Source organism: Flavobacterium kingsejongi, from assembly GCF_003076475.1.
In the GTDB taxonomy this organism is placed as follows: domain Bacteria; phylum Bacteroidota; class Bacteroidia; order Flavobacteriales; family Flavobacteriaceae; genus Flavobacterium; species Flavobacterium kingsejongi.
In genome coordinates this window covers 2,067,469-2,091,219 of record NZ_CP020919.1, presented here as the reverse complement: position 1 = coordinate 2,091,219, position 23,751 = coordinate 2,067,469, and the positions used below count along the sequence as shown (strand labels likewise).

Annotated in this window: 21 protein-coding genes; 2 read left to right on the top strand and 19 right to left on the bottom strand. The window is 38.5% G+C overall.

What is annotated here, in order from left to right:
• Positions 1 to 3: 3 nt before the first annotated feature.
• A complete protein-coding gene (locus tag FK004_RS09150; protein WP_108738799.1) occupies positions 4 to 735 on the bottom strand; it encodes a CDP-alcohol phosphatidyltransferase family protein in 732 nt (243 codons plus the stop codon).
• A 319-nt stretch (positions 736 to 1,054) separates the two neighbouring features.
• Here FK004_RS09150 and FK004_RS09145 point away from each other — a divergent pair, with 319 nt between their 5' ends.
• Entirely contained in the window at positions 1,055 to 2,125 is a 1,071-nt protein-coding gene (locus FK004_RS09145) for a putative type IX sorting system protein PorV2 (protein WP_475404854.1), read from the top strand.
• Between the two features lie 26 nt (positions 2,126 to 2,151).
• Positions 2,152 to 3,741, top strand: coding sequence for an apolipoprotein N-acyltransferase (lnt, locus tag FK004_RS09140; RefSeq protein ID WP_108736999.1), 1,590 nt, complete (start codon positions 2,152 to 2,154; stop codon positions 3,739 to 3,741).
• Here lnt and FK004_RS09135 read toward each other — a convergent pair.
• The 18 genes from FK004_RS09135 to FK004_RS09050 form a co-directional block, all read right to left on the bottom strand.
• Positions 3,726 to 5,120: a sugar transferase gene (locus tag FK004_RS09135; RefSeq protein WP_108736998.1), complete on the bottom strand. Its 1,395-nt coding sequence runs from the start codon at positions 5,118 to 5,120 to the stop codon at positions 3,726 to 3,728. The two genes, lnt and FK004_RS09135, sit on opposite strands and share 16 nt — an antisense overlap.
• Positions 5,121 to 5,180: 60 nt before the next feature.
• Positions 5,181 to 6,188 (bottom strand): glycosyltransferase family 4 protein, encoded by a 1,008-nt coding sequence (locus FK004_RS09130; RefSeq protein WP_108736997.1) that lies wholly within the window; start codon positions 6,186 to 6,188, stop codon positions 5,181 to 5,183.
• Positions 6,160 to 7,503, bottom strand: a complete 1,344-nt coding sequence (locus FK004_RS09125) for an O-antigen ligase family protein (RefSeq protein ID WP_108736996.1) — start codon at positions 7,501 to 7,503, stop codon at positions 6,160 to 6,162. Before FK004_RS09125 ends, FK004_RS09130 begins: the two co-directional genes overlap by 29 nt.
• Positions 7,493 to 8,590, bottom strand: a complete 1,098-nt coding sequence (locus FK004_RS09120) for a glycosyltransferase (protein ID WP_108736995.1) — start codon at positions 8,588 to 8,590, stop codon at positions 7,493 to 7,495. Before FK004_RS09120 ends, FK004_RS09125 begins: the two co-directional genes overlap by 11 nt.
• Entirely contained in the window at positions 8,587 to 9,705 is a 1,119-nt protein-coding gene (locus FK004_RS09115; protein WP_108736994.1) for a glycosyltransferase, read from the bottom strand. Before FK004_RS09115 ends, FK004_RS09120 begins: the two co-directional genes overlap by 4 nt.
• A gap of 28 nt (positions 9,706 to 9,733) precedes the next feature.
• Positions 9,734 to 10,726, bottom strand: a complete 993-nt coding sequence (locus FK004_RS09110; protein ID WP_108736993.1) for a glycosyltransferase family 2 protein — start codon at positions 10,724 to 10,726, stop codon at positions 9,734 to 9,736.
• Positions 10,727 to 10,896: 170 nt separating this feature from the next.
• Positions 10,897 to 12,438, bottom strand: coding sequence for a glycosyltransferase family 2 protein (locus FK004_RS09105; protein WP_108736992.1), 1,542 nt, complete (start codon positions 12,436 to 12,438; stop codon positions 10,897 to 10,899).
• Positions 12,435 to 13,586, bottom strand: a complete 1,152-nt coding sequence (locus FK004_RS09100; protein WP_108736991.1) for a glycosyltransferase family 4 protein — start codon at positions 13,584 to 13,586, stop codon at positions 12,435 to 12,437. Before FK004_RS09100 ends, FK004_RS09105 begins: the two co-directional genes overlap by 4 nt.
• Entirely contained in the window at positions 13,583 to 14,548 is a 966-nt protein-coding gene (locus FK004_RS09095) for a glycosyltransferase family 4 protein (RefSeq protein ID WP_227871697.1), read from the bottom strand. The genes FK004_RS09100 and FK004_RS09095 overlap by 4 nt, the downstream gene beginning before the upstream one ends.
• Positions 14,549 to 14,652: 104 nt before the next feature.
• Positions 14,653 to 16,044 carry a hypothetical protein gene (locus tag FK004_RS09090; protein WP_108736990.1) on the bottom strand — a complete coding sequence of 464 codons (1,392 nt, stop codon included), beginning with the start codon at positions 16,042 to 16,044 and terminating at the stop codon, positions 14,653 to 14,655.
• Positions 16,045 to 16,141: 97 nt separating this feature from the next.
• Positions 16,142 to 17,068, bottom strand: coding sequence for a polysaccharide deacetylase family protein (locus tag FK004_RS09085; RefSeq protein WP_108736989.1), 927 nt, complete (start codon positions 17,066 to 17,068; stop codon positions 16,142 to 16,144).
• 8 nt (positions 17,069 to 17,076) lie between these two features.
• Positions 17,077 to 18,198, bottom strand: a complete 1,122-nt coding sequence (gene neuC, locus FK004_RS09080) for a UDP-N-acetylglucosamine 2-epimerase (protein ID WP_108736988.1) — start codon at positions 18,196 to 18,198, stop codon at positions 17,077 to 17,079.
• Positions 18,199 to 18,239: 41 nt separating this feature from the next.
• Complete coding sequence (locus FK004_RS09075) at positions 18,240 to 19,283, bottom strand: N-acetylneuraminate synthase family protein (RefSeq protein ID WP_108736987.1); 1,044 nt, start codon at positions 19,281 to 19,283, stop codon at positions 18,240 to 18,242.
• The gene (locus tag FK004_RS09070) at positions 19,283 to 19,957 is read right to left on the bottom strand and encodes an acylneuraminate cytidylyltransferase family protein (RefSeq protein ID WP_108736986.1); all 675 of its coding nucleotides are present in this window, start codon (positions 19,955 to 19,957) and stop codon (positions 19,283 to 19,285) included. The genes FK004_RS09075 and FK004_RS09070 overlap by 1 nt, the downstream gene beginning before the upstream one ends.
• A complete protein-coding gene (locus FK004_RS09065; protein ID WP_108736985.1) occupies positions 19,947 to 20,861 on the bottom strand; it encodes a glycosyltransferase family 2 protein in 915 nt (304 codons plus the stop codon). The genes FK004_RS09070 and FK004_RS09065 overlap by 11 nt, the downstream gene beginning before the upstream one ends.
• Positions 20,862 to 20,867: 6 nt before the next feature.
• Positions 20,868 to 21,881, bottom strand: coding sequence for a glycosyltransferase (locus tag FK004_RS09060; RefSeq protein WP_108736984.1), 1,014 nt, complete (start codon positions 21,879 to 21,881; stop codon positions 20,868 to 20,870).
• On the bottom strand, positions 21,865 to 22,827 hold the full coding sequence (locus FK004_RS09055) for a glycosyltransferase family 2 protein (RefSeq protein WP_108736983.1): 963 nt from the start codon (positions 22,825 to 22,827) through the stop codon (positions 21,865 to 21,867). The genes FK004_RS09060 and FK004_RS09055 overlap by 17 nt, the downstream gene beginning before the upstream one ends.
• 5 nt (positions 22,828 to 22,832) lie before the next feature.
• Complete coding sequence (locus tag FK004_RS09050) at positions 22,833 to 23,747, bottom strand: glycosyltransferase family 2 protein (RefSeq protein WP_157956063.1); 915 nt, start codon at positions 23,745 to 23,747, stop codon at positions 22,833 to 22,835.
• Positions 23,748 to 23,751: the final 4 nt, after the last annotated feature.

Here is a 23,751-nt window from a genome sequence, read left to right as displayed (position 1 = left end):
TGACTAATCTTTTTGGGTGGCATTGTTGATGACCGACATGAGAATGTATACAATAATCAATAATGGAATTCCTAAAAAACGAAAGAAAATAATCAATCCCAATGAAATCAGGATAAAAACAATTTGCAACAGGTTACTCTTCAGGTCAAAGGATTTGATTTTTAAGGCGAATAAAGGAATTTCCGCATTCAGGATATAAGCACTCAAAGCCGTGATAAAAAGCAGTACCCACTGATTGGAAAGTGCGGCTGTGACAACTGGATATTCGTTGTAGGCAACGATCAGGGGAAGACTCAAGATAAACAAAGCGTTCGCCGGAGTTGGAAGCCCGATAAAGGAACTCGTCTGGCGCGTATCTACGTTGAAGTTTGCCAGGCGGTAACAGGATCCCATCGTAATGATAAATCCTAAAAACGGTAGTAAAGAACCCGTGAAATCGGGCTGAAAAAAACCATATCCCGGATTTTGGCTGTGTGCTAAAAGAAAAAACATTGCGGTTCCCGGCACGACGCCGCTGGTCACCATATCGGCCAGGGAATCCAGCTGCAGGCCTAAAGCACTCTGTACCTTTAGGAGACGCGCGAAAAAACCATCAAAAAAATCGAGGAATATCCCAAGGGATACAAAATAAAAAGCATACTCAAAATTAAGCCTGAAGGCAAAAACCAACGCGATACATCCGCAAAAAAGGTTGAGAAGTGTAATAATATTTGGGATTTGTGCTTTTATTTTCATGATCTGTTTTTGTCCGGCAAAGGTATTAATTTTTACGGCACTTTTGAAATCCCGCCACTCATAAGTTTTGCGCTTTCTGCGGTTGAATAGAATGCAATGGTCGATTATTAGCCCGGATGCAATGGAAAATCCTCCCGGTTTTTCTCCGGGAGATTTGGGAAAGCAGCCGGTATAGAGGCCTAAAAATACCAAAAGTGGTGCTTCCCTTCTTTTTTATATTCTAATTTGCCGTCCCAGAACCACATTGCACAATAAGTTAACCTAAAAGAGAGTTTAATATCTCAGAATTTTATTTAATATTTGTATAAAATAATTGGTCTTGAAAAAAATTTCCTTTGTCGTTCTGTTTTTCGGTATTTCTGCAGTTTACGGGCAGGCAGTACGTAAATATTCCAATGAATTTATGAATATCGGTGTGGATGCAGCTGCTTTGGGAATGGCCAATGCAGTAACCGCAAGTACCGGGGATGTAAATTCTGCCTATTGGAATCCTGCAGGACTAACTGCATTGGAAGACTCCCAGTTATCATTGATGCACGCCAGCTATTTTGCCAATATTGCCAAATATGATTATGTGGCTTTTGCGAAACCGATTGATGACCGCAGCGCTTTTGGGATTTCGATCATTCGTTTTGGGGTGGATGATATCCTGAATACTACAGAATTAATCGACAGCCAGGGCAATATCGATTATAACCGGATTAGCCTTTTTTCTACCGCCGATTACGGCATCACCTTTTCCTATGCGCGTAAACTTCCGCTGGAAGGCCTGAATTATGGTGTAAACGCCAAAGTGATTCGTAGGATCATCGGAGATTTTGCCAGCTCGTGGGGATTTGGATTTGACGTTGGCGTCCAGTTTGAACGTAATGACTGGAAATTTGGATTAATGCTCCGCGATATCACCACGACATACAATGTCTGGAATATCAACGAAGCGGCTTACAATAAAATTAAAGATGCTGTTCCGGGTGAGAACCAGGAATTGCCGGAAACGACAGAGATAACATTGCCAAAAGCACAACTGGGAATGTCCAAAAAATTCATCTTCCATTACGATTATAGCTTATTGGCCGCTGCCAACCTCAACATGCGATTTGCGCGAACCAATGATATCATTTCTACGAATGCCGTGAGTATCGATCCTGCTATAGGCTTTGAAGGGGGCTACCTGGACTTGGTGTTCCTGCGTGCCGGAGTTGGGAATTTCCAAAATGTCGTACAGCTCGACAATACTAAAAAAGTAGGCTTTCAACCCAATATTGGTTTGGGATTCAAATACAAAGGCATCGAAATTGATTATGCTTTAACCGATATTGGTGACCAAAGTGTGGCATTATACTCGAATATTTTTTCTCTTAAAGTTGATTTGGGTATCTTTAGGCGCTAAATCTACCCGATCAATCCGTACCTACAATGAAATTATTTAAAAATACATTTCTTTCTGCAACCCTCACGGGACTATTGCTGGCTGCAAGTTGGCCTACCTATGGCTTTCCACTCCTTATATTTATTGCTTTTATACCGCTATTAATGGCGGAGCAGAACATCCGTGTATCCGGAACCCAAAAGAAACTACGGGTGTGGGCAAATGCCTACTGGGCTTTCCTGATTTGGAACCTGATCACGACCTGGTGGCTGATTAATGCCGATCTTTTCGGAATGCTTTTTGCAAATCTGGTCAATACCCTACTGATGAGCCTCCTTTTCCTGCTGTATCATAGTATCGCCAAACGGGTGAACCAGATCCTGAGCCTGATATTTCTTATTACCTTATGGATTTGTTTTGAGAAACTTCACCTGATCTGGGATTTCTCCTGGCCATGGCTGAATTTAGGAAATGTATTCTCCGATTATCCTCAATGGGTACAATGGTATGAATTTACAGGGACTTTTGGAGGAACGCTCTGGATTTGGATTGCCAATGCTTTTGGTTTTTATGCCTTAGTGCAAAACCTAAGCCGTAAAACAGCCCAATTCATTCTAATCATCAGTATCCCTTTAGTGCTTTCGTTATGGATGTATACCACTTATCATAGTACCGGAAAAACAAAAGAAGTAATCGTATTGCAGCCGAATGTAGATCCCTATAAAGAGAAATATGCGATTCCCAATCTGGAAGTAGCACGTGGACTGTTGCAGCAAACGGATTCCCTGATTACGCCGAATACCGAATACATACTGGCACCCGAAACTGTTTTAGCACAAAATCTCCCTTTTGGTAATTTTGAATATTCAGAAGTACGGTCTTTGCTCCGGGATTACATTTACCTGCATCCTAAAGCGCAATTCCTTTGGGGAATTGATTCTTATGACCTGGTCTACGATTCGAAAGAGGTTACACCATCCTCCAACTTTGTCCGGGACAATTTATGGGTCAACAATTATAATGCGGCTCTTTTTATCAATCGCAATCCCGCGTATCAAAAGTACCTGAAGTCGAAACTGGTTGTAGGAATAGAAAACTTACCGTATAAACCAATATTAGAACCTTTGATTGGTAACCTGATGATTGATTTGGGTGGTACAATTTCTACAAAAACTACCCAAAAAGAACGCAGTGTTTTCACGGGTGATGATGGAACGAAAGTAGCGCCTGTAATTTGCTATGAATCGGTTTATGGAGAATATGTAACGGGATATGTAAAAAATAATGCGCAATTTTTAGCCATCATCACGAACGATGCGTGGTGGAGTGATACCCAGGGCCATAAACAGCATTTAAGCCTGGCCCAACTGCGGGCGATAGAAACACGACGTGATATCGCACGAAGTGCCAATACCGGAATTTCGGCTTTTATCAATCAGAAAGGAGATATTATCAGCCGTACACAGTATAATGAGAAGACAGCTTTACGCGGCCTGGTTCACCTGAATGATGTAAAGACATTCTACGTCCGCTTCGGGGATTATATTGCTTATGCGGCGCTTCCGGTCATGATTGTACTTTTCCTCTTTGGGATTACAAGACGGAAAAAATCACCTTCCTATTACTGGCCCCGATAGAATACTACGGTACTTAGTGTTTTAATGATGATATTGGTGTCCAGGAATATACTCCGGTGTTTGATATAATAAAGATCATATTGCAGCTTTACCAGGCTTTCTTCTATGCTTTCCCCATAGGAATAATTTACCTGTGCCCATCCGGTAAGTCCGGGTTTTATGACATGCCGGGTTTCATAAAAGGGCATTACTTTTGCTAGTTGCTTTACAAAAAATGGCCTTTCGGGACGTGGCCCAATAACCCCCATATCCCCTTTTAAAATATTCAGGAACTGTGGGAATTCGTCTATCCTGGCTTTACGCATGAACTTTCCAAATGGGGTAATACGTACATCATTCTGGATCGCAAATATGGCTTCTTTCCCATTCTCAGCATTTTGGATCATGGTCCTGAATTTATAAATCTGAAATACCACCCCATTCTTACCGACTCTTTCCTGGGTATAAAATAAAGGCCCGTTATTATTGATCTTATTGCCAAACCAGATAAAAGGAACAAGAACTGCCCCCACAATTAATCCTATTATGGATGTCAGCACTTCCATCACCCTGATACTACTGAGGTATAATTTATTGTGATTGTTCCTGCTGAAAGGGAAATACCGGTAAAAATCACGGGATACAAATTGCACGGGAATACGATGGGCTATTGTTTCATAAAGCTGTGTATACTCGCGTATGGTAATCCCATTTTCCAACAGGTGTAAAAGTTGGGAATACAGTATGGTCGTAATGCCATCCGTTTTTTGGGAAGCGATGACAATTTCAGAAATCTGATTTTTTTTGACAAAATGGCCCAGCTTTTCCGGAAGTATACTTTTCAATTTTACTACTTCTTCTGATTGCGAATCAGAATCGGAGTTTACATAGCCAATAATTTTATAATGTGGATCTTCTTTTGCAAGTGCATTAACCAATTCCGTCAGTTGATTTTTATCGCAGACCAGGACTGCTTTCTTTTCAAATCGCGTTGAGGCCAGAAAGCCGGCATAAAAAATACGCCAGGCCAATAATGCCCCGGTAACGGCAAAAAAGAAATATAAGATTTGGAGCCTGTTTGAAGGAAGTACCGGTGTGAACATTGGTGTTAACAGGTAAATCAATACGGTTGTAGAAGCGGTGAGGATAATTCCTTTGACCACCTGAAATTGATTACTTGCGACCTGAAGATTGTAAATTTCGAAAACAGACCCAAATAATGTAATGTACAATGCCAGTACAATTGTCCAGTAAAAATTGGTTGCTGAAATATTGAAATAATCGAAGTCAAACAGATTACCAATACCATACAATGCCAACAGGACAAATACGACATCAAAAATTCTGAGAAGAACCTTTCGTTCTGAAATTTCAAAATGAATTTTCTTTTTAGAATACATAGGGGGATAGTAGCTTAATAGTAGCGCAATTTAGCTATTTATCGAAAAATAGAGGGGGTTTTACTGTAAAATTTCGAACCATTTATCCCTGATACACTCCCAATTGTACTGCTGAGCATCTAAGTATGCTGTTGTAATAATCGCTTGAGCCTGTTGCGAGTCCCCGATCAATAGTTGTATTGCAGCTGTCATCGCATCGGCATCGTTTGCAGGAACTGTCAATCCATTAACACCATGATGTATCAAATATGAAATCCCACCTACATCAGTACTCACTACAGGTAGGCCCAAACACATCGCCTCAATGAGGCTTACCGGCATATTGTCAAAATTGCTGGTATTGATAAAAACATCATATTCCTTTGCACGCGTTATCCATTCTTTTTTAGAAAGCATACCCGGAAAATCAATGGTCACCCCTAACTCCTGTGCATATTGCTGTATTTCCACTAATGAACCGTCTTTATCCGGCCCGATCATACATAGTTCGGCGTCCGGATATTCTTTTTTTAGCTGATGAATTACGGTGACAGCCATCCCTGGATTGTAAATTTTGGCAAAAGAACGTACCCACAATACTTTAGCCCTAATATGTTCCCGCTTTTGAAACGGATAGTCATTTACTTCTACACTATTGGGAATAGGTTCACAAGGAAATCCTTTTAATTTAAAAGCTGTTAAAAGGTATTTTGAAGGTGCGACGATTCGGTACGCTCTTCCAAAAAACAATTGGCACCACTTTGGATTTTGCTCCAATCGCTTGGGTAGGTTCCCTCCATGGAGTAATGGGATATAGTTCAGTGACAGCATCCTGCAAAGTTGGCCTACAAGTATAGCGTACCAAAAATTAGTCGTACTATAGGTATCAATAAGTACATAATCAACAGTATTCCTATTCCGAAAAACCTGCCCTACCATATCGCCAAGGCGCAACACCTTATTCCTGTAAGTGGAAGCATACTTTACACTGTAACCTTCTTTTTCAAAAAGTGTTCCAAGCGTATCGATGGTTGTAGGCGTTGCACCATGCTGCGCTAATTTATTCCCTATGTAAAGTAGTTTCTTCAACCGCAGTGACTTTTAGAAGTGAAAGTGCATATATAAATGCTGGTGCCGCAATACGCATTGCTGCATGATTAATGGTGAGAAGCCAGAAAATAAAAAAAGACAACAGGTAAATGTGCTGCTGATTATCGAGATATAACACTAAAGGCGTAAAAAGAAGGATGAGTAATGCCAGCATACCCAAGCTCCCATGTTCTGCCAGCATCCGTGTCATTTCACTGTGTGATGCCGCTTCAATTCCGGTAAGCTGCATCCGGTATTCTTTATTTTTCCCTACACCAATACCCAATAAGGGATGGTCTAAAAACATCTGAATTTCCGTTTCAAATAATTCTTCCCTACCCGATAACTGGCTTTCTTTGGCCCTACCCATAGCATCTTCATTTGAGTATCTTTTTTCAATCAGCCCTCTCGTTTGTAACGAGGAATAGGTCCATATGCCTAAAGCTGCAATAACACTAAAGGTAACTATAATGCCGACTTTAAATTTACCTTTCCCATTGGAAAAGAAATACAAAACGCCCAGGAGCAATATTATCATCGCAATCCCGGTGATTACTCCCCCACGTGAAAAAGTCACAATCGCCCGATAAGCAACTAATCCTAAAATAAGCCCATTGATGATATTGATTTTACGGGACGAAGAATTGAGTATAATTTGTACAAAAAATAAAAAGATCCCCAGTCCTAAGATCGTCGCCACCTGATTCGGCCCAAAGCCACCTGAGGTCTCAAAGTTGGAAGCTGTTCCTATTACTACCTCTTTTATACTGGGCGTGTACAGAAACAAATATACTGCAGTACTCAGAATTGGCAGAGCACAAGCCATTATGATATTATTCAGTTGCTTCAACGTTACTTTCCTACGATAACAGTAAATCGCAGATACGCCAAGACATACCGGCCCTGAAATATTAAAAGCAATAGCTTTCCTGATATCGGTTTCCAGGTTAAGGGTCGTAGAAGACACTACAATACCGGAAATAAGGAGTACTAAATAGAACCAATAGGGCATGCTATTTTTTGAGAAACCGCTATAAAACATCCCTAATACCATAAATAACAGGACAGAATACTTCGTAAATTCATTCAGAAAGTTCCCGCCAGTCATCCTTAGGAATACTTCAGATCCTATAAGATAGGCAGCAACATATAAGACTTCATTATTCCTATTGGATGATTTTACTACCACAGCTATTCCTGCAACAACAATTAAGATGCTGTACAGTTTAGATACTACTGGAATTGTAAAAAGTATACCCGCCAGTAGGATATGAATGATTACTAAAGCAATATATGTAAGTTTTCTATTTTGCATTCGCCTGATTATCTACTATAGGTGTAATAAAATCAACATAAGATTGAAACACTGCCGAAACTGAATAGTTATTAATCACTTCTTTATGAAGCTGTAGCCCAAAATTCCTCCGGCTCTCTACATCTTCCATTAATTCTATTAACCGCTTAACAAAAGTAGGAATATCACCATGAGGAACTAAATATCCATTTTTTCCAGAATGGATCACATCACTAACATCACCTACATCCGTACAAATTACCGCTTTACTATGGATACCGTATTCCAAAAGAGCCAAAGGCAATCCTTCTGATTCTGAAGTTAATATTGCAATATCGGAAGCTGCAACACTAACTGCAGTTTTATTTTGAGCACCATATATAAATATACTATTTTCGAGTTTCTTATCCCGAATTTCCTTTTTAATTCTGTCAGCATAGGCATCTTCAAAGTCTTTCCCTATGAGATGAAATGACCAATCCGGATCATACTTTCGTAATGTATCGGCAATGGCAATCAAAAAAAAATGATCTTTTTGTGGCCTGAGGTTAGCAACCATTATAATTCTCTTCCCATCGGTTCCTTTTAGTGTATTTTCTACAACGCCAACTTTTTCTTCTACTACGAAATTAGGGAGAACACCTATTTGATTGCAATGTAATTGTGCTATTGACCAATTTTTCAATGCTTTATTTACTGAAATGATACCGGCAAAAAAAATAGAAGCCCATTTTAGAACCGAGGCATTTCGTTGTTCGAGAAAATTACTATTACCATAATGATCATGCCAAATTATTTTTACCCGTGGATAAATCAGTTTAGTCATCACTGCCATAAAAAAAGAGGAACTATGGGCATGAATCAACGCTATTTTATGTTTTTTAATGAAATGCCGTAGTCGAAATACAGCTCCAAAATCAAAAGTGTGTTTCTTCTTTAGAAATAGATAAAAAACTCCAGGCAGCAGCTCTTCTTTCAAAGCCCCCTCCTGCCGTGTTGTTACTAAACTTGAAAAAGCAATTGTTTCACTGAGCATATTAGCATAATTTACCGCCATACGTTCAGCTCCACCAGGTTCCAAAGAGTCGATTAACTGTACTATTCTCATGGGCGTAAAAGTACTTTAATTTCCTGCTCAAAAAAATCAGTAGTATATTTTCTGGACCATTCCGAAGCGGATAGTACCTGCTGCCGGTATAGTGCCGGATTCGAAAGATAGTTTTGCAACCTCGCCTTATCCCGCTTTAATGAAAGCGTCAACAAAATCCCCCCGTTTCCGTGATTCAGCATAAATGGCACACAGGATACTGAAGTAGCAACGGGTAAACATCCCCAGAACATAGCTTCTGCTATTACTTTAGGCCAGCCCTCACTTTTGGAAGGAAGTATTAAAAAATGAGCTTCCCGATAAGCGTGCTCTATAATCGCTTTAGGCTGATTTCCATGCAGCCTGATTTGTCTTTCTAAATTATGTGCCGTACTATAATTTTCCAAAATTATCTTTTGGTCTCCTTCCCCATAGTAATCCAGGGTCACATCATAACCGGACTGAAGCAAGGAAGCTACCATCTCGGCTGCATATAATGGTCTTTTGCCTTCTGATAAAGTTCCTACAAAAAGGCATTTTATCTTACCCCCCAAATTCTTTTCTATGATAGGCTGCTTATCGGCTTCGGAATAAGTCGCGGTAAAAAAAGGATAAATATTGGCAGTTTGTCCAGCCCATTCTCCATAGACCAATACTTTCATGTTTCGAGTGAGAAAAGTATTGGACAAGATCCATTTCTGAAGCTTATAGCTAAAGGGCTGTTTACTATTGGGATCCCAATTCCCTGCATATTTTGCGGTTTTTGGTTTCTTCGGAAATAAAATCTGCACTATACATCCCAATAAACCCATATTTCCGGGACATCTCAGGTGTATATGGTCTGCCCTTTTCATTGCTCGGTAGATATGAAGCATGTTTTGGGGAATTTTTAGCATTGTTTTTACTATCCCGCTTAGTGACTTTATATCAAAATCCTGAAGTGTTACCAGACTTAGGTTTTCCTGCTCATAGGCACAATCAATAGGATTTCTTAGCGTTGAACTTACCGGAGCACATACTATTACCTCATCCACATGCTTTAACCAGAGGTTCATCTCATTCACATACGGTCCATAAGCATAATACTGCTTATTTTCCAGAACGTGTGGCACATGTGTAATAATAGTAAACTTCATCTCTATTTTTTGTTTTTATACGCAGGTATTATTGCGGCTTGCTGATAATCAGGCTCCACCAACCTACTGTCCTGCCTAAGGCTTCTGTAAAAGCTTCTTTTTTTTGCTTTGTCGTGAGGATATTGGTAAATCGTATTGCTGTGAGCAGTGCTGTTATAGCATGCCACTTTAATTTAGAACTCAACGAAGGTTTTGGATTTTTAACGCGCCAGACATACCATCCGTTGCGCACAACCATCTTTCCATATTGGTATTGATTGGGCCTTCCGGATGCATTATGGTAATGGGCCAATACGGCATTGGTATTCAGATACAGTTTACCCTTCTTCGCAACACGCAATGAAAAATCAGCATCTTCATACAATCCATAGCCTTCGAAATATTCCGAAAACTGCAAGCTGTCAAATACTGTTTTGCGAAAGGAAGATACACCACCCATTAGCTGCTCTACTTCGTATATTTTACCTGATGGGGGTAAAAAACTAACACTTCTTCCATGGGAGAAATCCGGAGCAAAACCGGGTGGACGATCGCTATCCAGGCCTATTTTTTTACGCAATACAAAACGACTGCCGTCTTTGCGCTTCCAGCCGTCATAATGAAACTCCTGTTTATTGGAGCTATAACGTTCTGCTGTTTTTTCCCAATGTACTTCATTATTTATGTACCCCCCAACACCTAATGCTTCGGGAAAATCTTCATAGGTTTGCAGAAGTCTTTTGAAATAGTCTTTCTCTAAAATGATATCATCATCCAAAAAACAGATAATAGTTGTATCGCCAGCAGTTTGGGCAATCCCAAAGTTCCTTTGCTTTGTTAGTCCCCGCTCTTCAGGTTGTACTAAAAAATAGTCTACCTTTTCAAAATCATTTTTGGCTAATCTATCTGTTGTTTCTAAATCTGTTGATCCATCTACAATCACGATCTGATCTGGATATACGGATTGTTCCCGAACTGAATGTAATAATTTCAGTAATGGATCGGGACGCATATACGTACAGATAATCAGGGAAAATTTCATTGCTTTAGGTTGGTGAACAAATATAAGAAATTTGCATCAGGATCGTGCCATTTTGGCAACCTTCACCCACTATCGAACTAATTTTATAGCGGTGCTACAGCTATCAGTACCATCCTATACTTTTATATTTGTGGAGTGCTTTTCAGCACAGGTGTATCCTTCTGAAATGATTATTTTATCCGTATGCCAAGCTGCATTAATTTACGGGCATAAAATACCGATTTCCGAAATTGTAATAAGCGATAGGGTAATCTGATTATTCGTAGTGGCAGCTTCCACTTGGATCCTTTGAACAGATAAAGTATAAAATATTTTTGTTTGTATTCTTGCACCTGTTGTGGTGTAAATTGTTTCAGGATCATATACATAATCGTAGGACTCGGAACAGGGCGTATCCATTTTACCGGCGTGTCCAATTCCCAGGGTTGTTTTTTTCGCTTCTTTCCGATAATCTTTGCCTGTTCACCCCAACTGCGATAGCCTCCTACTGGAGGTTTGAGATGCAGGTTCGCAGAAAACGGGTTATGCATGACTGTTACCCCTAATTTGCTTAATGACAAGCCAAAGTCACTATCTTCCCCATAACCACCATCAAAATTAATGTCATTGCCTTTTAGCAGATTTACATATTCTTTTTTGACACAAGAATTAGCATTGCTAAAACTCTGTGAAGCTCCGGAAATCCATCGCTGTTCGTCGAATTTTATGAGTTTTTGCTGCAAATCTTCCAATGTCTGTTGCTGATGATCTGCACGTATATCCAGTCCGTTGCAAGCTCCGGCATTATAGGTTTGTAATAACCGAATATGATTTTCTATAAAATCAGGTGGAATCCGGATATCATCATCACCAAAAACAATATAATCCCCATTACAATGGGCGATTGCTTCATTTCGGGCACGGCAGCTTCCTTTCGTTTCCTGCCATTGCACTATCAAACGGAAATCATAATCTTCCGAATTATAATACGATTTCTCTCTTGCTTCCTCTGGTGTAGCATCTACAATAATTACCTCATCAACACCATAAGTTTGTTTTTTTAAGTCTTTCAGTAACTGCAATGTAAAATCCTGACGGGACATTGTTGGGATGATATAACTCACTTTTGGCTTTCCTACTATGCCTTGTAATTCCCTGGGCGGAACTACAGTTTTTTTAGGCAATAGCCTTGCTTTATTCCTGGTATAGTTAAAAGCACGCCATTCGCTTAATTTCCACCATCCCTTACGATACAACATAAAAAGGGAATGACTGGTTTTAAAGCTTTTTCGGTAAAAAACATAACGGTCTTTTGCTGAAACCACTACAGCATCCTTTGACTGATCCTGGAAAAGTCCTTTTACATACAAAGGAACAGCGCCCTTGTATCGTACTGCCATATATCCCAAAAATAAGGCTTGTGCCTGCAGGCTTTCAAAATCAGCATCAAAACCTCCAAGGAGATTCCAAACTGACTTCCGAATACAAAATTGGTACGGATTGATTCTCCAGCTTACTGCTTCATCAAGATCATTAAAATCATTGATATACCAAAACGTTGCTGATTGATAGACAATTTCAGGAAAGGCATTTTTATAGCCTTGCTCCCAGGAACTATGCCATATATCTCCCGGACCTTGTATCAGCGTTTCTAAGTGCTCGAAATTTGGGTTCCCATTATATAAAATAATTTCGCCACTTGTTGTACGGTATTCTTTTAACATAAAACTCATTTCCTTTTATTCAGGATGGATTCATACAATAGGATGCTTTTCCTGGCTATTACAATATTGTCAAAATCTTCTTCTATTTTTTTTCGGGCAGATTCCCCAAACTGAAATCGAAGTTCAGGCTCTTCCAACAATCGCACTATTTTTGCTGCGAAATCGTGATGATCGGTCGGATGAACCAAAAAACCAGTCTGCCCATCCGTTATCATTTCTGTGGCCCATCCTATATTGGAAGCAACAATCGCCTTTTTCATCGCCATGGCCTCAAGCCAGGAAACCGGGAATGCTTCTGCAAAAGACGGAAAGACACAAACTGCAGCATCTTCTATATGAGATTTTATCTCACTATATTCAACACCCCCCAAATAGGTCACCTGCTTTAAAGCTTCCTTTGAAAATAAAGGTTGCATCATAGCCCAGGTAGAAGGGTTTCCAGAAATAATATCTGGAACATCCTTACCGATTAACTTTAGTGTTGCATTTGGAAACTGAACAATGACCTGATTAAAAATCGCGGGTAATTCCAATAGCCCCTTTTTACGAATGAGGCTTCCAAAGTATAATATTGCTAAAGTATCGGAACTCTGTATATTTCTTTTATGAAACAGTCTTGCATCAATCCCGTTCGGAATCACCGTAAAATCACTTTTTAGTCCCATTAGTGCATCCGTAAGCTCACCGGTAAAATGACTTACAGAAATTATTCCATCTGCATTTTTTAATGCTTTTCGCTCGTGTAATTTATTGATCCACTTTACTTTTCTGTTATCAAGATAGCAAAAATAGGTATCAGAACCATTCTCCCGAATGACCAAAGGACACTGTAATTTCATAAAAGAAGTTATTCCGGTCCAGTCCGGGGCTTCGACAATATCAATCTTATTTTCTTGGACCAATTTATTGATCCTGTTTTGAATCTTTTTACGGGTAAAATACCAGGACAGGCCTTTCATTTTTATATTTTTTACTGCATGTACCTGAACCTCCTGATCCATAAACTCAGTATCTTCTTTTTGTCCATAAACAATTACGAGTATCTCATGGCCCAATGCAGCGAGTGCTTTTCCAAGGTTTGCAATACTGGTACCAATGCCTCCGGATTTAGTAGTCAAAGCATGGGGGTATTCGGGAGTGAGAAACGCTATCTTCATGAGAGTAGTTTAAAGTGGTTTTTTACCATTAATTCCAGTGAAAAGCCTTCTTCAATTAATGATCTTGTATCAATTGTAATCCTTTTTTCTCCTGAAAATAAATCTAAAAGCAGCTCTTTTAAAGCTACTATGTCTTTTACGGTATATACAAAGCCATTTTTTCCACTTTCGATAACTTCCTCATTACCACCTACATTTGTAGTGATAACGGGTACATTTGCTGCGAGGCTCTCCAAAATTGACAGGCTAAAACACTCCATGTGAGTGGGTTGTAACATATAATCATAAAGACAATAAGTTGATTTAAGATCGGGGCTATTGCCTTTAAAACAAAAAATAGCATCTAATTTGTGGGACTGCACTTTTTTACGTAACACAGCTCCATAAGGTCCATCACCATATACGTCTATTTTCAATTTCGCTTTCACAGTATCTGGCAGAAATACAACAGCTTCTATCAGATCCTGAATCCCTTTGGATTCCCTTAAATGGGAAGCTACCATAAATAAGGGTTCTTGCTCGCTACGATACTGATGTTTTTTAATACCGTCAATCAAAACACCATTGTATATTCGAATTGTTTTACGGGATAATTGTGGTCCAAAATCCTTAGTAAGTTCTTGAACTGTATATTCCGAAACTCCAACAAAACAATCAATGTATCTGGAAAACAGGAATCCTTTTATTCGTTTCTCCACCTTCTTTCTTAAAGGATAACCTCCAACCGGCCTTGGATTATGATCTACGCCAATAATCCGGGCTTTCGTAAGTTGTTTTACTTCCTTAAAAAAAGGAGTACATAATGCTATGAAATGAGTAATGACATGTGTATAGGCAGTTGATTGTTCTTTACAATACGCTATAAAAAATCGTTCCGGTTCATTGCCAGTGGCTATAATATTCATCTTGCTATAGGCTCCATGTTGGGCTGCATTGGGGAAAAACCAATCTACATCAATCATATTTACACTACATTCCTGATCGAATAGCCAAAAAAAGTAATCCATACCACCAATCCTGTCCGGTAAAAGGCGATAATTGCAGAGTATGGCTATTTTTTTTCGTTCTACACCCATTGTAATAAAGTTGTCGCGATTCGTTTCCCGGTATTCAATAGTGGCGCCCCAACCTGCAGTTTTACTAATGCTGTCCGCTCTTTCTGCTTTAATTCCGGTACTTCCAAATCCATTTTTATGGCATCTATAAGTTCGGTTACATTTTTTACAATACGTGTCGCATTGCTGTTGATCACATTTATAATATGGGCATACTCCAAAAACCGTTGGTCATTGTATAACCCATTCGCCACATTCCCGAAAACGGTATTAATAACAGGCTTATCAAACTGCATAAAATCCAGGCTCATAGTTGATAACATATTAATATTAAGGTCTGAATATTCTAAAAGGCTTCGTAAATCCTTACTGTCCTGTTCCGAAGGAATACGTTGTGACCAGGATTCCTGATGTCCGGTACGGGATAAATTCCATTGTGGGTAATTCCATTGTATAAAAGGAAATTGAGCTACGATTTCTGAAAAACGGATGGGATCCTCCGCAGGTGATGTGCGTACAATCAGATTGACATCAGGTAAGGTTTTATTTTGGATTGCTCTGGCAATGCAGGTAATATATAATTCATCATTCCGGCTGGTCGAACTATCTCCACAGCTAAAACAGATTGTCTTTTTTAACGGATTTATACTAAATCGGGTGTAAAAATATTCTTTAGAGCTATGGTACCGTTCCAGCACATAGGGTTCAAATTGAGGCGTTCCCACTACTTTTATATTTTCAATTTTTACACTGGAATAAAATTCCTGCAGTTCCTGTTGCATCAAAGTACTCCATACCAGAAAATAATCAAAATTAGCCGCCATTCTTCCTTTTGAGGCTAAATTATCCCAGCTAAAAATAAAAGAACATGTTTTTATTTTTAACTGTTCTGCCTGATAGACCAATGGCGCAATAAAAGGTGGGCGTTGGTGTGTGAAAAAGAGAAGGTTAAATTTCTCTTTCTCCAAAAGTTCCCTATACCCCTTAACTGTAGGATTATTCCGAAAGGTGATTTGTTGTAAAGTGTTATAATGCTGAATCCATTTTTCGGAATGTAGTATTGCAGTCAATCGGAATAAGAACCGTGTGGCATACCCTCTCGGTGTTTTTGTATCCGACTTATTGGTATGTAATGCATCCTGAATACCAAAATTATTTTTTTTATGGAGTTGCAGGTGGGCTACCTCTTTCGCTTTTCGGAAAAACCAGGTTTTAAATGTCTCTTCAAAAACAGGAACTTCCACTACTCTGCAATTGGAAGATAATGTCCCATAAATACTCGCCGGTAAACAGGAAAGCAGCACCACTTCATCGAAAGTTTTCCCAGCTTCACTTAAGAAATCACTTAAGATAAAATTCCTGTAGCCTACACCATCTGTTATCACCACTCCTAATTTCTTCATTGTATTGCTCCTCTTTTCTAATAAGTTCCAAAAATGCAAAGGTAGTCTCTTTATGATCAATTTAAGATATGCCAGTCAACTCTACCTTTCATTTTAATTAATCATATTTTTTCAAATATTCAGATATTTTCTTCCCTGATAGAGAAGGCATCAAAATCCGGTTGATTTTCTTTTTATGTTTATTTCCTATATTGGAATAATAGTTATTCGCCAATAGGACTCCGGAAAAATTAAATTCCTCACATAGCCTTATGGTTTCTGTATTATAAGATCCATGTGGCAAAGCCAGGTAATCAATCTTCTTTACCCCAAGTTCTTTGAGTTTTTGGATTGACAATTCCAATTCTTCTTTTTGATCGTCATACGATAGTTGACCTAAGGGATAATGATTGTGGGTATGCAATCCTACGGTCAGTAACGGGTGCTCTTCAACAGCCGTTACTTCTGCTACAGTCATTGATCGGTATTCCGGTCTTGGCAGATAGGAAATACCGTTCTTTTTTTCCCATTCTTCCAGCCATTCCCTTTTTTCATCTTGCTTTAATTTTGTAAGTTCTATCGATAAGCTTCGTAACAAATTATTATTTTTAGATACTTTATCAATGCTTCCTGGAAGAAAAAAGGTGTCATCACATTGTATATAATCCTGATTGAGGCGATCCCACCAAAATCCCTCCTCTGTATCAATATTTTCTGTAGCTATAAAAAAAGTAGCGGGTATATTGTATTTTTCCAAGAGCGGCAACGCTTTGGTATAGTTATCCGCATAACCATCATCAAACGTGAGTACTACTCCTGTTTTTTTTAAGTTTGTCCAGTTGTCTCGCAGCCCTAAAATCTGATAGTTCGTTGTAAAGTATTGCAATTGTTTTTCAAAATCAGCTACAGAAACTGTCAAATGGGCTGCGGGTAGATCTACTACATCATTTATCCTGTGGTACATGAGTACCAGAACCGGTCTTCCAACCAACAACCTGTTTTTGAATTTGAGCACTTTATAATAAACTGATTTTAAAAATCTCATAGCTACTGTTATATATCCCTGAACTGTTTTTGGTGATTCAACAACCAAATATCACCCTTCTGCAGAGATTCTAAAAACAATTGTGCACTATTCCCACTTCCAAAATCATTTTGGACTTCCTTTTTTTCTTGAAATGTTATCTCTTTTAATGCCTGGCTAATAGATTCCTTAGCATAATCAGCATGGAGTATTGCTCCCTCTAAAGCCCGGTTCTGCTGTCGGGTACCAATATTTATAGCAGGAATCCCATAATAGGGCGCCTCCCGGATTCCTGCGCTACTATTGCCTATTATAAACTGGGATTCTTTTAACAGGGTGAGAAAATATTCAAAACGCAACGATGGGAATATACGGAATTGTGCATTATCCTGTAGTTTTTCATATGCTTCAAAAATAGTAGCACTCCCTAAATCATTATTAGGATAAATAATAACATAGTTATGGGAATCTTCTAATAACGCGGCTACAAACTCTTTTGCATATTCTTTCATTGCATTGGCCTCTGTCGTTACCGGATGAAACATCGCGATGGCATAATCCTCAAAATCAATTTTATAATATTGCTTTACTGTTTCAATACTGGGCAACTGATCCGAAAACATAATATCAATATCGGGAGAACCAATAGTGACTACAGCATTGGTGATTTCACCCATTTGAATCAACCGTTTTTTAGCAGCCTTATTGGACACAAAATGAATATGACTCAATTTACTCACACTGTGCCGAATTAAATCATCTACAGTTCCTGACAATTCTCCCCCTTCGATGTGGGCAACCAATATATTATTAAGTGACCCTACAATAGCTCCAGCCAGGGTTTCCACACGATCACCATGCACCACAATCAGATCGGGAACAATAGTCTTGGTGTAGGAAGATAATCCTTCAATGGTTTTGGCCAGAGTAAGATCCATTGTTGTCTCATGGGTATGATTGGAAAAGGTGTGAATATTTTTAAAACCACAACGCTCAATCTCAATCAAAGTATAACCATATTTTTCCTGTAAATGCATCCCTGTTACAGCAACATAAACTTCAAAATCATCCGTCTGTTCCAAAATTTGGATCAGTGATTTGATTTTACCAAAATCGGCTCTTGTACCTGTAAGGAAAAGTATTTTTTTCATTTGCATTCGTTTGATCGCTATAAATTGCTTGTGTCCTAAAATTACACTTCAATATCTTCCCACGTTAACTGTTCATCCTGTTCAAGATCTGTAAGCGCTTTTTTTCCTAAAATAATAGAATAATCTTCTGCAGGTATGGCTCCTGTTCCTGGTCGTTTCACCCAGATATTCTCTTTGGTAAAAACTTCTCCTTTTTTTATGGATGAAATCGTACAAACAGTGGCAAATGCAAAATCAATAGTAACTTGTTCCTCCAGAGCCGGTGCTTTAATTCCACCACGCATCTGCCAAATTTCTTCAGACGCTATAATAAGATCTTTACACGCTTTTTCATCCATACTGCACCCAATATCCGGGCCAGTACGCTGCATGTGATCCGTAAAATGACGCTCTAAAATAGAAGCTCCCAAAGCAACAGCTCCCAAGCAGGCATTATTGTTCAGTGTATGATCACTTAATCCAAAAACTTTATCCGGAAATGCTTCGTGCAATTGTGTCATGGCTCCAAAACGTACCAGGTGGATGGGTGTAGGATATAAGTTTGTGGTATGCAATAAGGCAACAGGAACTTTATGACGATCAAATATTGCTACGGCTTTTCGGACGCTTTCAATAGTATTCATCCCTGTACTTAGGATTACCGGTTTCCCAAATGCTGCAATATGCTCCAAAAGTGGATAGTTGTTACACTCTCCGGAACCAATCTTGTAGGCCGGCAGGTCAAATTTATGAAGGCGTTCTGCTGCTGCTCTTGAAAAGGGCGTAGAAATAAAAATCATGCCTTTGCTTTCGACATATTGTTTCAGTTCCCATTCGTCTGATTCGTCCAGGGCACAGCGTTCCATAATATCATAAATAGATACCGTGGCATTTCCGGGAATTACCTTTTTGGCTGCAGCACTCATCTCATCTGCGACGATATGGGTCTGATGTTTGACTACTTCTGCTCCGGCACGTTGTGCAGCATCAACCATTTCTTTTGCTACAGCTAAAGAACCTTCATGATTAATGCCAATCTCAGCAATTACTAATGGTGGATAATCGGGACCGATTTTTCTACCGGCTATTTCTATATAGGGTTTCATTATTTTTCTGTAAAATTATTTTTATATACATAGGTAGCATAATCAAGATCTGCTGCCGTATCAATATCGATTAAAGCAAAAGGATGGTCAACTATCATCGGGAATGCTTCCGGGCTTACAATACAATCCTTCATGATCAGATTAGCTTTGCAAATATACAGCAGACCGTTCTCAAAATAAAGCGGTTCCACATCCTGGCTGCGCTGCCCCGGTGTATAATTAAATGGCACGTATTTATCCGCAACTATTCTTCCCAGTTTGTGATGGTTCCGCGTAACGGTAAACAGGCTTTCATGATTCCCCGATGTATAAATTTGATAAGCTTCTTTTAGTAAGTTTTCCGGGCGCAATGGATTTGTGGCTTGCAGGAGGATAATATCATCCACCGTTTCGGCTATTGACTCCAACACATGCCGCAGTGCGGAGACTGTGGGTTCAAAATCTCCGGAAAGCGCTTCCGGTCTCTTAATGACTTTTGCTCCAAATTGAACTGCCACTGCTGCAATTGCATCATCATCGGTAGAAACATATACGTCAGCGATACACTCCTGTTTTTGTGCATAAAGAATACTATGCCCCAATAAAGGAATACCTCCTAAAAGCAGGAGATTTTTACCGGGTAGTCGCTTTGATCCTCCGCGGGCAGGAATGATGGCTATCGTTTTATTTTTCATCTTCAGGTGTCCAATATAGTTTTGTCTCCGCCAAAGTACTAAATTCTTCAAACTCCTGTCGCGTCATCCGGTTGCTATTTCGCAACAGCCTGGGAATATTTAGTATCACATCTCCCATTGCCTGGAATATAGCTACTGTAGCTTTTCCATCACCTTTCAATGTTCTCTTTCGCAACTGTATCCAAAGGGAATAAGCCAGTCGCCGGGGAATAAGTAGCCACGGATAAAACATAAAATACAAATACCATCCGGAGCGCAGGGATCTTCTCAAACGAAGCCTGTAGTCTTTTTTATTTTTGCGTTCTTTCAAATCAACCCGATGATGGACCGGGACACTTGGCAGATAATAAATCTGTTTTTGCTTTTTAAACAACTGATAGGCTGCAAAATCCTCTTCTCCATAAAACACAAACCAATCGGGATAGTCGGGTATCGTTTTCCAAGCTGACATTCGCCAGGCATGTGCGCCTCCGGCAAAACTTTTTACCCGTTCCGTTTTATGATTACTCATAATGGTTTCGGGAGCAGATGTGTTCCAGTATATCCGGAAACTGACTACTGCACATTCAGGATGAATATTAAAAAAAGTATCGATTTCTTCTAAAGGATTTACGGTCAAAAAATGAAGGTCATCATCCAGTGAAATTGCAAATTCCCCTGCTGCCCGTTCCATCAAACGGTTCCGGCTGTAAATCAAGCCTTTCGATTTTTCATGCCGGAATAACTGTAGCCCCGGAAAATCTTCGGTGAGCCTTTCAGAAGTACCGTCTGTTGAACCGTCATCACAAATAATATATTCTACATCGGGCCTGTCGAGTAAGTGTCCTATTTTATGTAGTGTAAAAAGAAGGTCTTCTTTACGGTTTTTGGTAGTAAGGAGAAGGGAGAATTTTATATCAGTCATCTGTGCTTAATAATTGGAAATCATATTAGGAGGCAATCCTTTATATTTATAAAACCATTTACGAAACCATCTTTTTGAAAAAAGTTTTTGGAATATCCGATTTGTAATACCCAGCCCCAGTGCACTTTTCTCAAGGTTTTCATATGTTGCACCAGGACACATTTCTAAATCTTCAGGCATGAGATTTTTGAGTTCTTCCTCCATCCAGCTTTCTTTTACATTTCCCATATGAAAAGCGTGGTTATTCGCTGTAGTCAATCTCCACAGGCCTTGCTTTAGTGGCAAATCATCCAAATATTTTTCAGAACCCGCTCCCATTTTAGCCTCGTTAAATGTTATGATTTTATCGAATAAGTCCCTCCTGTAGGTCGCTACAAAATGTCCGGATCCTACGATGGCAAAATAGCCTTTTGAGGCTATGGTAAGATTTTTCAAAAGATAATCTTTATTATAATCATGATCCCAACCAATGCTTTTGTAAAATTGAATTAAAGCTAATGGGTTTTTAACGTCTGTAAAGCGTAATTTTCTGGAAAAAAACATTTCCCTTATGACATTTACGGAACCTCCTTCAAATTGCTTGAACTGCGGAACAATACCTACGACTCCTGCTTTTGGAAAGCGGGCAAAAACATTATTGGTTTCGTTTTGCCAATGGGTTAAAAATAGCACATCGGCATCAGCTATAGTAACTAATGGTATATTATGTCCTGTAACGCCCTTTAAAACGGCATTTAACTTTCCTATATTGCTGGTGTGTATGATTTCATGTATTTTTTTTTCGAAAAGTAATTGATTACAATAGTCTAAAACTTTTTGACAACTGCCGTTATTTACAATTGTAAAGAATGTTTTTTCATGACAGGTTTTAAACAGGGATTGCAAACAATATTTAAAGATGGTTATACTATCGCCAAAATAGCCTTCTTCATTCGGTATATAAACCGGTATGATAACCTGATGAAGGTATCTCGTATCAGATTCAACTTTGTCTTTATGTGGATTAAAACCTACCCTCATTAGTCTTTTTATAAAATAATTTTATTTTATTCTTTATTCTTTTTCTTATTTTTTTTAACCGGAGTATAAATGTATCTTCCTTTCTTTGGATATAAAAAAAGTGTCTATTGGCTTTTATAATTCCACTATAATTTATTTTTAATTCGTTATAAATACTTCTTTTCTTTTTAAGAATATAGTCGGCACCTGACTCATTATATGTTGCTTCATATAAAGCCTCAATAATCTTCCAGCTACTTACCAAATCTTTTGCTTTAGCTTCTGAATTGAGTACACTTAAATTATTATCTGTATTTTGCCTATACAAAACATAGCCTTCTTCCGAAAAAATGATTTTATCACAATTCTTAATGATCCTAAAGAAAAATTCCCCATCATCATTAATACTTAAATTTTCATTCCAATATCCTGAAAAACGTATCAGATCACGATGGACTAAAAAGCTGTGTAACGGAAAAAAACCACCCTGTTTTCCTATGACCTGGAAATAGTCACGACTATTTTCGAAATTTCTATAATCAAGACTGTCATCATAAAGCTGGATAGGATTATTTATCAGTGTAAATTTACCCCATTTACAGGTAGCCATCGTAAATGTACTGTGTTGTGTGAGAATCTCTAATTGTTTTTCTATTTTATCAACAGATAAAATGTCATCTGAGTCTAAAAACTGAATGTATTCCCCTTTAGCGTTCTGCAAACCTATATTCCTCGAAGTCGCTGCATTACGTTTATGCCCCTCTGGTTTTATAAATAATTGAAATCTAATGTCGTTACTTATAAGCGATTCTACAACTGTTACTGTTGCATCTGTAGAGTTATCATCAACAATTATGCATTCCCAGTTGTTATGAGTCTGTTTCACAATAGATTCCAGGGTCTCTACAATAGTGATTGCACGATTATAAACAGGTACTATAATTGTAACTAAAACGTCCTGATCCATTCTTATTATTTTGTTTTAAAAACTATCTTAAAAAATGAAAGTATAAAAATACAATACTCCCTGAATAAACCGCGAATCCAATATTGGGTTGATACCTTTGCGAAAAAAAATAAATTTTTCTTTTGATTCAGGTATACTTTGCTCATTTCCTCGAGTATTTTTTTTTGCTGAAAATCAGAAAAATATGCTTTTTTGTTGGCAATTAAATAATACAAAAACCGAAATGCTGCTTTGAACTTTAATTTATGATTATCCTGATTCCCCGATATACTTTGACTCGATATACGAACATTAACCAAAGCTTCATTGATAGAATATACAGCACCAAAATCTGAAAACTCCAAAACGGCCAAAATATCAGAACACCAACCTAATTCAAAATTTTTAAAACCTACTTGATTTATTTTACTGACCTTAAATATATATTCACTTAAGGAGCTTCGTTGCTTTCTAAAGAAAAAATCTATTGCACTTTCAATTGTTGGATTAAAAAAAACTTTAGACGTTTGCACTCCATTTTCATCGATTGTACAACTTGCGTAACGTATACTATTTATAGCGTTAGCCTTGAGTGAAATGTTTTTATAAAAAGCAGCAACTACACCATCTCCCAAAACGTCATCATCTCCCAGTAATACTATCCATTCTTCTCCTGCTGTCATCTTGACACAACGCTCCCATTGACGTGGTAATGCTTTTTTTCCTAAATTCTCTTCAAACCTTTTATATTCAAAACAAAAATGTTCGCGATAATTATCCAACATTTTTGTGATATCATCCGGGCTACTATCATCACCGATATAGACTTTAAACCGTTTATCGGTTTGGGCTGACAATGATTTTAGTGTTGCATCAAAGAATTTTGCCTTATAAAAGGGTATTACTATCGCTAACATCTCTGTATCGCTATCCATTTTCATATTG

Bases quoted from the DNA above. Each gene is read 5' to 3' on its own strand.
- FK004_RS09075 (WP_108736987.1), bottom strand. From the start codon at position 19,283: ATGAAACCCTATATAGAAATAGCCGGTAGAAAAATCGGTCCCGATTAT.
- FK004_RS09120 (WP_108736995.1), bottom strand. From the start codon at position 8,590: ATGAGAATAGTACAGTTAATCGACTCTTTGGAACCTGGTGGAGCTGAA.
- lnt (WP_108736999.1), top strand. From the start codon at position 2,152: ATGAAATTATTTAAAAATACATTTCTTTCTGCAACCCTCACGGGACTA.
- FK004_RS09125 (WP_108736996.1), bottom strand. From the start codon at position 7,503: ATGCAAAATAGAAAACTTACATATATTGCTTTAGTAATCATTCATATC.
- FK004_RS09115 (WP_108736994.1), bottom strand. From the start codon at position 9,705: ATGAAGTTTACTATTATTACACATGTGCCACACGTTCTGGAAAATAAG.
- FK004_RS09150 (WP_108738799.1), bottom strand. From the start codon at position 735: ATGAAAATAAAAGCACAAATCCCAAATATTATTACACTTCTCAACCTT.
- neuC (WP_108736988.1), bottom strand. From the start codon at position 18,198: ATGAAAAAAATACTTTTCCTTACAGGTACAAGAGCCGATTTTGGTAAA.
- FK004_RS09110 (WP_108736993.1), bottom strand. From the start codon at position 10,726: ATGAAATTTTCCCTGATTATCTGTACGTATATGCGTCCCGATCCATTA.
- FK004_RS09065 (WP_108736985.1), bottom strand. From the start codon at position 20,861: ATGACTGATATAAAATTCTCCCTTCTCCTTACTACCAAAAACCGTAAA.
- FK004_RS09060 (WP_108736984.1), bottom strand. From the start codon at position 21,881: ATGAGGGTAGGTTTTAATCCACATAAAGACAAAGTTGAATCTGATACG.
- FK004_RS09105 (WP_108736992.1), bottom strand. From the start codon at position 12,438: ATGAGTTTTATGTTAAAAGAATACCGTACAACAAGTGGCGAAATTATT.
- FK004_RS09095 (WP_227871697.1), bottom strand. From the start codon at position 14,548: ATGATTGATGTAGATTGGTTTTTCCCCAATGCAGCCCAACATGGAGCC.
- FK004_RS09100 (WP_108736991.1), bottom strand. From the start codon at position 13,586: ATGAAGATAGCGTTTCTCACTCCCGAATACCCCCATGCTTTGACTACT.
- FK004_RS09050 (WP_157956063.1), bottom strand. From the start codon at position 23,747: ATGAAAATGGATAGCGATACAGAGATGTTAGCGATAGTAATACCCTTT.
- FK004_RS09085 (WP_108736989.1), bottom strand. From the start codon at position 17,068: ATGAGATTTTTAAAATCAGTTTATTATAAAGTGCTCAAATTCAAAAAC.
- FK004_RS09135 (WP_108736998.1), bottom strand. From the start codon at position 5,120: ATGTATTCTAAAAAGAAAATTCATTTTGAAATTTCAGAACGAAAGGTT.
- FK004_RS09070 (WP_108736986.1), bottom strand. From the start codon at position 19,957: ATGAAAAATAAAACGATAGCCATCATTCCTGCCCGCGGAGGATCAAAG.
- FK004_RS09090 (WP_108736990.1), bottom strand. From the start codon at position 16,044: ATGAAGAAATTAGGAGTGGTGATAACAGATGGTGTAGGCTACAGGAAT.
- FK004_RS09055 (WP_108736983.1), bottom strand. From the start codon at position 22,827: ATGGATCAGGACGTTTTAGTTACAATTATAGTACCTGTTTATAATCGT.